At 41.1% G+C, this 9,481-nt stretch carries 13 protein-coding genes and 1 pseudogene; 3 read left to right on the top strand and 11 right to left on the bottom strand.

Annotated features, from left to right (window positions below; all coding sequences use genetic code 11):
* Nucleotides 1–473: 473 nt before the first annotated feature.
* On the bottom strand, nucleotides 474–635 hold the full coding sequence (locus tag ACFIKE_RS07080) for a hypothetical protein (protein WP_375648884.1): 162 nt from the start codon (nucleotides 633–635) through the stop codon (nucleotides 474–476).
* Between the two features lie 609 nt (nucleotides 636–1,244).
* Between ACFIKE_RS07080 and ACFIKE_RS07075 the strand changes: the two genes are divergently transcribed.
* Nucleotides 1,245–1,610: a helix-turn-helix domain-containing protein gene (locus ACFIKE_RS07075; RefSeq protein ID WP_375648881.1), complete on the top strand. Its 366-nt coding sequence runs from the start codon at nucleotides 1,245–1,247 to the stop codon at nucleotides 1,608–1,610.
* Between the two features lie 428 nt (nucleotides 1,611–2,038).
* Here ACFIKE_RS07075 and ACFIKE_RS07070 read toward each other — a convergent pair whose 3' ends face one another.
* The 7 genes from ACFIKE_RS07070 to ACFIKE_RS07040 all read right to left on the bottom strand — a co-directional run bounded on the left by ACFIKE_RS07070 (nucleotide 2,039) and on the right by ACFIKE_RS07040 (nucleotide 5,827).
* On the bottom strand, nucleotides 2,039–3,259 hold the full coding sequence (locus ACFIKE_RS07070; protein ID WP_375648879.1) for an MFS transporter: 1,221 nt from the start codon (nucleotides 3,257–3,259) through the stop codon (nucleotides 2,039–2,041).
* A 72-nt stretch (nucleotides 3,260–3,331) separates the two neighbouring features.
* Nucleotides 3,332–3,478: a hypothetical protein gene (locus ACFIKE_RS07065; RefSeq protein ID WP_375648876.1), complete on the bottom strand. Its 147-nt coding sequence runs from the start codon at nucleotides 3,476–3,478 to the stop codon at nucleotides 3,332–3,334.
* Complete coding sequence (locus ACFIKE_RS07060) at nucleotides 3,478–3,624, bottom strand: hypothetical protein (RefSeq protein WP_375648874.1); 147 nt, start codon at nucleotides 3,622–3,624, stop codon at nucleotides 3,478–3,480. The genes ACFIKE_RS07065 and ACFIKE_RS07060 overlap by 1 nt, the downstream gene beginning before the upstream one ends.
* A 234-nt stretch (nucleotides 3,625–3,858) precedes the next feature.
* On the bottom strand, nucleotides 3,859–4,143 hold the full coding sequence (gene yacG / locus ACFIKE_RS07055) for a DNA gyrase inhibitor YacG (RefSeq protein WP_375626349.1): 285 nt from the start codon (nucleotides 4,141–4,143) through the stop codon (nucleotides 3,859–3,861).
* A 21-nt stretch (nucleotides 4,144–4,164) separates the two neighbouring features.
* Nucleotides 4,165–4,857 (bottom strand): Maf family nucleotide pyrophosphatase, encoded by a 693-nt coding sequence (locus ACFIKE_RS07050; RefSeq protein WP_375648872.1) that lies wholly within the window; start codon nucleotides 4,855–4,857, stop codon nucleotides 4,165–4,167.
* Nucleotides 4,858–5,132: 275 nt separating this feature from the next.
* Complete coding sequence (gene infA / locus ACFIKE_RS07045) at nucleotides 5,133–5,351, bottom strand: translation initiation factor IF-1 (RefSeq protein WP_004857577.1); 219 nt, start codon at nucleotides 5,349–5,351, stop codon at nucleotides 5,133–5,135.
* 317 nt (nucleotides 5,352–5,668) lie between these two features.
* Nucleotides 5,669–5,827 carry a hypothetical protein gene (locus ACFIKE_RS07040; protein WP_375626353.1) on the bottom strand — a complete coding sequence of 53 codons (159 nt, stop codon included), beginning with the start codon at nucleotides 5,825–5,827 and terminating at the stop codon, nucleotides 5,669–5,671.
* 1,325 nt (nucleotides 5,828–7,152) lie between these two features.
* Here ACFIKE_RS07040 and ACFIKE_RS07035 point away from each other — a divergent pair.
* Nucleotides 7,153–7,506, top strand: coding sequence for a helix-turn-helix domain-containing protein (locus tag ACFIKE_RS07035; protein ID WP_375648869.1), 354 nt, complete (start codon nucleotides 7,153–7,155; stop codon nucleotides 7,504–7,506).
* Nucleotides 7,507–7,828: 322 nt separating this feature from the next.
* On the opposite strand, the gene ACFIKE_RS07030 is transcribed toward ACFIKE_RS07035, so the two are convergent.
* Nucleotides 7,829–7,957, bottom strand: a complete 129-nt coding sequence (locus ACFIKE_RS07030) for a hypothetical protein (RefSeq protein WP_375648867.1) — start codon at nucleotides 7,955–7,957, stop codon at nucleotides 7,829–7,831.
* Nucleotides 7,958–8,338: 381 nt separating this feature from the next.
* Here ACFIKE_RS07030 and ACFIKE_RS07025 point away from each other — a divergent pair, with 381 nt between their 5' ends.
* Nucleotides 8,339–8,533, top strand: a complete 195-nt coding sequence (locus ACFIKE_RS07025) for a hypothetical protein (RefSeq protein WP_375626358.1) — start codon at nucleotides 8,339–8,341, stop codon at nucleotides 8,531–8,533.
* Between the two features lie 49 nt (nucleotides 8,534–8,582).
* Here the strand turns inward: ACFIKE_RS07025 and ACFIKE_RS07020 are convergent, their stop codons facing one another.
* Both ACFIKE_RS07020 and ACFIKE_RS07015 read right to left on the bottom strand, forming a co-directional pair.
* The gene (locus ACFIKE_RS07020) at nucleotides 8,583–8,705 is read right to left on the bottom strand and encodes a hypothetical protein (RefSeq protein ID WP_375626360.1); all 123 of its coding nucleotides are present in this window, start codon (nucleotides 8,703–8,705) and stop codon (nucleotides 8,583–8,585) included.
* A 698-nt stretch (nucleotides 8,706–9,403) separates the two neighbouring features.
* A pseudogene (locus ACFIKE_RS07015) lies at nucleotides 9,404–9,481 on the bottom strand (disulfide bond formation protein B); the annotation flags it as partial.

Here is a 9,481-nt window from a genome sequence, read left to right as displayed (position 1 = left end):
AGGACCAACCACCCCCCACAAAACACCGCAAATGATGCCACATGAAGAAGAACCGTAGTGCTAAAAAGAATATGGGTCCTCACAAGCCCTATAGCAAGAGGGAGAGAAAGGCACACTGTCATTATTTAAATAAAAACTGCAACTCCCCTATAACCCCACCATCACAGCCTCACCATCACACACTTAACAACTTAACACCCCTCTTCCTCCCAACTTCCCCTCCATTCACAGCACTCTTTCCCCCATTTATCTCACCCCATTCCCCGCCAGACAAAAGCCCAACATGACCCCAAAACACGCACAATGCATAAATCCATAAGTCCTCCACTTCACTTTTACAGATTCACATTTTTACGCTTTTACATCTTTACAGAACGTAAGCCAACGAAACTTCCAAACTATCGCCCCGCACACCGCTTTGTAAACACTGGTCTGTAAACAATCCAGCTTCTTATCTAAGGAAGGACTACTGATCACTTCATATAATTATCACCACCCCCCAAAAGACGCACTTCATCAGACAAGGCAGTTAAGTCCAGCCTAAAATATTCCCCACACACTCTTCTCCAACCAACGCGCTTAACACCCCTCTTCCTCCCAACTTCCCCGCTCCATTCACAAATGCGTCCCCCCATTTATCTCACCACATTCCACGCCAAACAAAAGCCCAACATGACCCAAAACACGCATAATGCATAAATCCACAAATCCTCCACTTCACTTTTACAGATTCACATTTTTACGCTTTTACATCATTACAGAACAAAGCTAAAGGAAAGGTTCACCACCCCACGCTGCTCTATAAACAATAGTCTATAAACGAACAAAGCTTTTTGCCTAATCCCCTTACAGTCTTCAGACACCCCTCCTCAAACGACAGCACTTCCTCAGACTCAACAAATCAAGCCCTATCATGAATATTCTAGCTCTTCCCCCCTAAAAGAGCGATGTTTTATGGCATAACAGAATAAAAAATATTTTTGATTTTTCTTGCCAATTTTCTGAAACTACTTTACCATTTAAAAGTGTAATTTTGGTCGTCTACGCAGCGATCAAGAGGGAACTGAAAGCCCTAAGCTCTAGCGTAAAAATGAACCCACTCTTGTGGGTGTCCCGGGGTTCCGGGAGATTTTGCTATGTCCAGGTGCTTTAAGCACTAAAAGCAAAAAGCTGACTAGAGCTCAGTACTTTCAGACTCCCGGAATACCAATGCGAGGGCGCTCGCAACCGGAGGGGGGCTTTAAGTGCCAACTAAAAATCCACATTTTATCGACATTTTGATAGGCAAAAGAATCCGTTACAGGCGCATTTCAATAGGACTTTCCCAAAAAGCATTAGGGAGCCATTTAGGCGTCAGTTTTCAACAAATCCAAAAATACGAAAAAGGCTTCAATCGTGTAAGTGCCAAATGTTTACTGGAAATCGCCCAAAAACTAGAAATTCCCGTGAACTTTTTTTATGCAGACCTTGCCACAAAAGAAAATCTTTCAATACATGCCCCACACCATGATCAAGAAACCTATAGCGAAAAAGAACACACCCTTTTAAAAAATTTTAGAGAGCTCCAGCCGAAAAAACAAAAGGCAATCTTATGGTTAATTTCTGATTAAGCAAAAATGCAACGATCAATATATCCTCCCCCCCTGCTTAAAATTTCCCATACCTGATATCCCCCCCAAAGAGTGATGTTTTACAGCATGATAGGATAATTCACGCTATAGCTTGTTTTCTGTTTCTGTTATTGCTTTAAGCCAAGCTGCTTGAGGATCAGCGACTGGGGTTTAAAGTTTGACTATTCGTAGCAAAGCAGAGTCACACAAAAATGACATTGTTGCTCAAAACCATGCCCCCTATTGAGTTTACGAGACAGTGGAACAGTGTCAAGAAGGCAAAGCCCCGAAAAAAAACATATGAGCGGTTAAGTAAAAATCAAAAATTGAATCTATAACGTTGAAAAAGCTTCCCGATGCTGGATTATTCCCGTGCCCCCTGAATCTCAGAAAAATGATTTAAAATACATGTTTCGTTGATGAGCCAATCATTGAGAACGAACAATTGACAAAGAACGGTTCACCAATATCCTGATAGCCAATAAACAGAATAATCCACTCAATCCAGAAAGAAGGAACAATTTTCCAGCCGAAGTGTGACCTAAAACAAACGCTCCAACAAAGGGCGCCACCAACATAGCTAAATTTTGTATAGACTGCACCCATCCGGAAGCCACCCCAATCTGTTCATTGAAATTGCTTACCAGATAAACATTAGAAGATATGGAAAAGTAAGCGCTCACCATTCCAATAAGAAAAAAACAGAACAACAAAGTCTCAATACGGAGTAAATCAAAGTAAAAAAAGCACACTGAGATCATGACAAAACCAATCATTGATGACATTGCCGGCATTAACAACTCCGATATTTTGCCTGTAAGGGGTTTATGCTTTGATTGTTTCACACGCCAAAACCCATAGAGAAAATTACCAATCGCCGAAGCCGATACCAACATCCCAAGAGCTTGTTTATTCATTTTCATTGCACTAAGAATAACGGGCAACTGATTATTCACCATAAAGATCATGGCAAAATACACAAATATCACCGCCACATAGGCATACCAAGTTGTCCCATAAAGCCTCTGCTGTGCTTGCGTGGTATTCGCTTTTTTTATTCTTAGCGACGAGACAGGTTGTGCACCAATAAAACAAAACACGATAAAGCCTAGCAATGTCAGAAATCCAGAAAACAATAAAGTATATGTATCTGACAAAAATGCAGAGAGAGCACTACCCAAAGCAGGTCCTATCATCTTCGCCATGCTATTGATCATATTAAGCACAGAATAGTAACGAGTCCGTCCGTTTTCAGGCACCGAATTTGCACTAAGAACGGAAATTGCAGGCATGGCGACACTATTGAATATCGCTCGAATAACTGCCAATATAATAAATCCTTGCAGACTCGTCGCCAGCAATAAACCGACAGTACATAGCGCCCGTAACAGCAGTGACGCCCGCAGCCAATGGATCATAGAACGATGACTTACCAACATTCCAATTGGCTTAGACAGAACGATACCAGGTAATAATGTTGCCGCTCCAATAAAAGCGACATCATATTGATCAGCTTTCCAGATGAACACAGATACGGTCAAAATCACGATATAATCAATCCAGCCCCCAAATGACACCATGCCATTACCCAGCAAAAGCACCAACAAGCGATTGTTTGCTGCCCCATCTCTTTGCACCAAAACACGCACCCCTCTTTTTCCTTAGCAATACTTTAGCAATATTGATGAGATGATCAATTCTTCCCTCACACCCTAAAGGCATTATCGACCTTCCCGCAACAAAGCACCAGCAAGCGATTGTTTGCTGCCCCATCTATTTGCACCAAAACACGCGCCCCTCTTTTTCCTTAGCAATACCTCAGCAATATTGATTGGATGATCAATTCTTCCCTCACACCCTAAAGACATCAACAACTTTCACGCAACAAAGCACCAGCAAGCGATTGTTTGCTGCCCCATCTATTTGCACCAAAACACGCGCCCTTCTTTTTCCTTAGCAATACTTTAGCAATATTGATGAGATGATCAATTCTTCCCTCACACCCTAAAGACATTATCGACCTCCCCGCAACAAAGAAATTTATAATGATCCATGGTAACCACTAGTGCTAAGTCTTAGATATGTATTAACACTTCCACCATTGATTGAACTTAATCTGCATCTCTACGAACGACGACAATAAGCAAGCCGTTAATCCAACCCTTGAATCCATTTACGATAATCCCGCGTACCCCCTTAAGCTCCAACACAAAAAACACTCTGAGCATTCTCTCCTCAAGAGGACTCTTTATTCTTCCTCATCACTTTTCTGCGGCGGGGGCGGTAAAATATAAGCGCCAGAAAGCCAACGATTAAGATCAATGGCTCGGCACCGTGTGGAACAAAAAGGATAGGCGTTTTGTTGTGCCATCTGACCACAAATCGGACAAGGATGCGGAGGGCGAGTCTCTTTTTGCAAATTGAGCTCTTTTTTTTCTTGGCGCACCTTTGTCATTTGCTCCTTCATTAGTTTTTCTTCTGTTCCTTTTTTTTCATTTTGGCTTTTCTCTTTTTTTTGGTTTTCACCTTGCATTGATCTTGCCTTAAAGTTTTTCTAATGCGTTTCTTCAGCCCAGTGCGTAAAAAGCGGATAGTGATAAGCGGTCAAGAGATCGGCTGTTTCAGCCAACGGTAAACCAACCACATTGGAATAAGAACCCCTGATATAGACAACAAAAGCACCGGCTTTTCCCTGAATAGCGTAGCCACCCGCTTTCCCTTGCCATTCTCCTGAAGCAAGGTAAGCCTTCATCACAGCAGGGGTTAAGCGTCTAAAACGGACACGACTTTCAACCAATTTTACGGTTTTTTTCCCCTTTTCATTCAAGGCACAAATAGCGCCATAGACCTTATGCGCCCGCCCCGAAAGGTATCGCAAACATTCATAAGCCTCGTCTTCACCCTCTGGTTTAGGGAGAATGGTGCGCCCCACAGCCACCACCGTATCAGCAGCCAAGATAATCATTTTCTGTTGAGGTAATTCTTCTTGAGCATTCTGATTGTACCAGCGCAAAATTTCTTGGGCTTTCAGGGCTTTTTCTTTTGCCAAACGTTTGGCAAGGTTTGCAGGATGTTCTTTTAATTTTGGCGTTTCATCAATATCGCTTGCACAAACCTGCTGAGGATCAATCCCTATTTGTGCTAAGAGCGCTAAACGCCTTGGCGAAGCGGAAGCAAGCACCAAATGAATTTCTTCTGTAAGAGCATCTGCCAAACGTTTTTCCCCCCACTCTCTTATATTTTTCATTTCCACCCCTTCACAATCGACTTCCCTCTCACCCCTTTTAAACACCCCCTTTTACGCGACCCCCTTTAAGCGCCCCTTTTTAAGCACTCCCTTTTAAGAGCCCCTTTTTAAGCGCCATTAATCTCCTTGATCTTTTTCCGCATTAATTTTACAGTTTTTCAAGGCCATTCAAACACTCCCCTTTTTTCACTCATGAAAAGCAAGCTTAAAAACTGTTAAAAAATAATAGAAATAATATGATGGCTTTTACAAAAAAGCACAAGCCACCCCTAAGGCTACTTATAGCGATATGTAATGCGCCCTTTTGTCAAATCATAAGGTGTCATTTCCACCATGATTTTATCACCTGCCAACACGCGAATACGATTTTTTCGCATTCTACCAGCAGTATGCGCAATAATTTCATGATCATTTTCCAGTTTCACACGAAACATTGCGTTCGGTAAGAGTTCAGTAACGATACCAGAAAATTCTAAAACTTCTTCTTTTGACATAAACAAACATTTCCTTTACAGTGCACATTTTTGTTAAGCTGTGCGTTATTTCCAGCGTTCATACCCTATTTTCTTAAGTTTGTGAATAAAAATTCAACAAAAAGAGAAAGGTTTTTCAAGTTTACTCTCTCATGCGCTCAAAAAACATCACCCCACACATTTTGGCACAAAACTTTCTCTCCACCAATTTTACCCACCCATTTCCTCCAATTTTTATGATGATCTTGATTTCAGAGTGACGAGAAATTACGCTAAATTTTCTCCCCCTCAAGCATTTTCCCAACGCCTCTGACTTATCCTCCACCACTTACAAACAATCATCCTCCCTCCAACTTTTCCTCACCTTCTCCCTTCCACACCTTAAACATGCGCCCTTCAGATAAACACCACTCCCCACACCAAAAGCCCCCTCCTTTTCTCAAAAACCTCCTCCATTCTTCACGCAGCCTTCCACAACATCCTTCACCACCCCACACGCCACTCTCTATGCATTTCCCGCACAGCCTTGCCCCATTTTTCCTCTCTCCACACATTTCCTCTAAGCCACTCCTTCCATTTATGTTGCTCTCCCTACCTTCGAAAACACGATCCCCATACATTGCGTATCATTAACCACAACGCCCCTAACGACATAAAGCCTTTTCCTTTTTTGCACATTTCCGTTTTCACGCTTTTACACATTTACAGAAAGCAACCAAATGAAACTTCCACCCCTCCCCACACCACTCTAAAAACAATACTCGACAACCCAGCTTCTTACCTAGCCAACACCCCCTATAAACTTCAGATCCCCCCACGGACTTCAGATCACACCCCTCAAACGAGACTATTTCACCAGACCAGAAAAGGAAATCCAGCCTAAATATTCATCACACACTCTCACAAAAAACACCTTGATAAATTGATATGCCTGATACCACACCCCCTATAAGCTCCCCTTCTAATCATGATTTCGGAGCCGCGTGAGAGAGACAAAACAAGCCGTTAGGTTTCTTGGGGTCAAGGACGCCGTTAGGCGCCATGTAATGGTCTCCTTGACCTTAAGAACCTAGGATTGTTAGTCTCCTCATTAAACGCGGATCTGAAATCATGATTTTGGTGAGCGTTCCGGAGAGTTTGAAAGACGGACAGCCTCTCATTAAAAAATAAAGTTTATAAATAAAAACTATTTTTGTTTGCCAATCTCCTGAAATTACTTTATGACTTAAAAGATATTTTGATCGTCCACGCAGCGATCAAGAGGGAAAACAAGCCCTAAACCCTAGCGTACAATAGAACCCACTTTTGTGGGGGGCCCGGAATTCCGGGAGTTTTTGCTATGTCCAAGTGCTTTAAGCACTAAAAGCAAAAAAACTGACTAGGGTTCAGTACTTGTGACTCCCGGAATACCAATGCGAGGGCGCTCGCAACCGGAGGGGGGCTTGAAGTACAAACTAAAATCCAAATTTTATCGACATCTCTATAGAAAAAAACGCTATTTATAATCCATATTTCGCACTTTTTTAAAGAGTACCCAATCTTGTAGTCTTTAAGATTACTTTGATTCTTCTTGCCAATCTCCTGCAATTACTTTATCACTTAAAGAGTGATTTTGATCGTCTACGCAGCGATCAAGAGGGAAAACAAGCCCTAAACCCTAGCGTACAATTGAGCCCACTTTTGTAGGTTTCCCGGAATTCCAGGAGATTTTGCTATGTCCAAGTGCTTCTCAGCACTAAAAGCAAAAAGCTGAGTCAAGTCAGTGTTTTCAGACTCCCGGAATACCAATGCGAGGGCGCTCGCAACCGGCGGGGGGCTTGACGTGCAAACCAAAAATCCACATTTTATCGACATTTTGATAGGCAAAAGAATCCGTTACAGGCGCATTTCAATAGGACTTTCCCAAAAAGCATTAGGAAACTATTTAGGCGTCAGTTTCCAACAAATCCAAAAATATGAAAAAGGCTTCAATCGTGTAAGCGCAGGGTGTTTACTCGAAATCGCCCAAAAACTAGATGTTCCCATAAGCTTTTTTTATGCAGACCTTGCTACAAAAGAAACTCTCTTACACCACAATCAATACACCTATAGCGAAAAAGAGCACGCCCTTTTAAAAAATTTTAGAGAGCTCCAGCCGAAAAAACAAAAAGCAATCTTATGGTTGATTTCTGATTAAGCAAAAGCGCACACAAAGCATAAATCCCTCCGCATCATTTTACGGATATACATTTTTATTTTACGGATCAACGTTTTGATGCTTCTCTACATTTACAGAAAGCAGCCAAACGAAACTTTCAAATTCCTCTCGCACCGCTTTGTAAACATAGGTTTGTCAACAATACAGCTTCTTACTCTAGCGAATTCCCCTGCTGATTTCAGATCACCACCCCTCAAAGGATGATATTTCATCAAACGCGACAGATACGTCCTATTTTAAAATATTCTTGCCCCTTCACCACCCTAAAGTAAGATCACGCAAAGCACCGGTCAATCCCACGTCAAAAGCAACTTCCCCACACCCCAATCTTCTCTCCCGTCAACACACCCACCTCTTCATTAAAACGCCCCCTCCCTTCATAAGACTCTTTATCCCCACACCCCAATCTTCCCTCCACTCCTCTCATCACATGCCATGCCATGCCATGATAAAATCACACACCACGCATAAAGTCCCAGCTTCCTTTTTTGCACATTTCCGTTTTTATGTTTTTACATATTTAAAGAAATCAGAAAATCTGTAAAAAATCATTACACAATAACGTTCTCGACAACTGTCTTTAAAATCTCGCCTCCCTTTTCATTTAAATCCTCCTATTTTTACTTAAATCATAGATATAAACCGCCCTATTATTTCCCTTGACCAACATAAAATTTTTCGACAAATTCTAGCTATCAAAAGGGTTCATAAGAAGCATTTTACGACTTTTAAAAGAACTTTTATTTACACCCAGTGCTTTCTTGTAACGTACGAGAGTACATTTAATTGATTGACTAGAAGAAAATTTGAAATGAGAGAACCTTTTCGTTTTTCTCATTCAACATTCGCAACGATAACTTATCCTTATAAGTCAGTATTTTTTCGTAAGACAAAACGCACAAAACACACGATACTTGCGTTGCATATTCACACGCTTGTTTTAAAGACAGATCTCTCAACGCTCGTCACACCCATTTCGCAAACGCTATCCATAAAGGCATGGTAAAGCCCCCATGAAGGGAATAAAATCCATTCAACCCTCCTTATCTTTACGCTTATGCAGGAACAAAACCGGCACTATCACAAAAATTCTGCCAGCTTCTAATGTTGCCGACAGCCTTCAGTTCAAGAGCCAATTCATTAAAGTTATGCCTTTCTTGTAAAGTTTTGACCCACATGGCCCGCCCGCTCATGATGTGCAAGCAAGTAATTTTAATTGATTCAATATAAGAGAACTGATGATGAGAAAATCTTATTCTATTCAGCGTTGTGCTTCACGTTGAAAATGATTTCATTATAAATCAATATATTAACAAATAGGAGAGTCATCATCAAGATGCTTACCTTTTTCTAAAAAAGGCTTCACATTGAAAAAACATCTAAAAATTAGATAAAAAAAAAGGTTTGCCTCTAATAAACAAACCCCTGTAGAAAATTATTCAGATAATTTTCAAAATTTTAAATTAATCCCTCTAAAAGCAGCAAAGATACTTCAGAAGCATCAAAAATGAATACAAAGGTTTATTTAACACAACGTTAAGAAAAATCAAGAGGAAAAAAATTTTATCGTTAATGCACCTTTAAAAAACGAATTTTTTAACCCACGCGGCTCAACAATTTGGGGCTGCCCTATAAACGCCTCCGACCAATCCCTTCATCTCCCTCAAAAGACCGTATAAAAGGTTCACAGAGCAGGTCTTCGCTAAAAAAATACCAATCGCAAGCGCTCATAAAAGGCAGCGTTGGCATAAAAGATCAGATTATCGAAAAGCTTGCTGAAATGTCTTCCCAGTCAATAAAAAAGAAGCGGACTTTTAAATATTTCCGCCTCTTTAACAATAAAACCATGATGAGGGATTATTAAAAAATTTCAAGACTATGAAGGGAACCAATTTGATAACAATTCATACCTTACAGGATCATCGGCACATTGTCCGCCACCACATTCCAGTAT

Source organism: Bartonella sp. MU70NMGDW, from assembly GCF_042194085.1.
Lineage (GTDB): Bacteria > Pseudomonadota > Alphaproteobacteria > Rhizobiales > Rhizobiaceae > Bartonella > Bartonella grahamii.
Note: the sequence above shows the minus strand (reverse complement) of the source record. Positions and strands in the feature narration are given on the sequence as shown.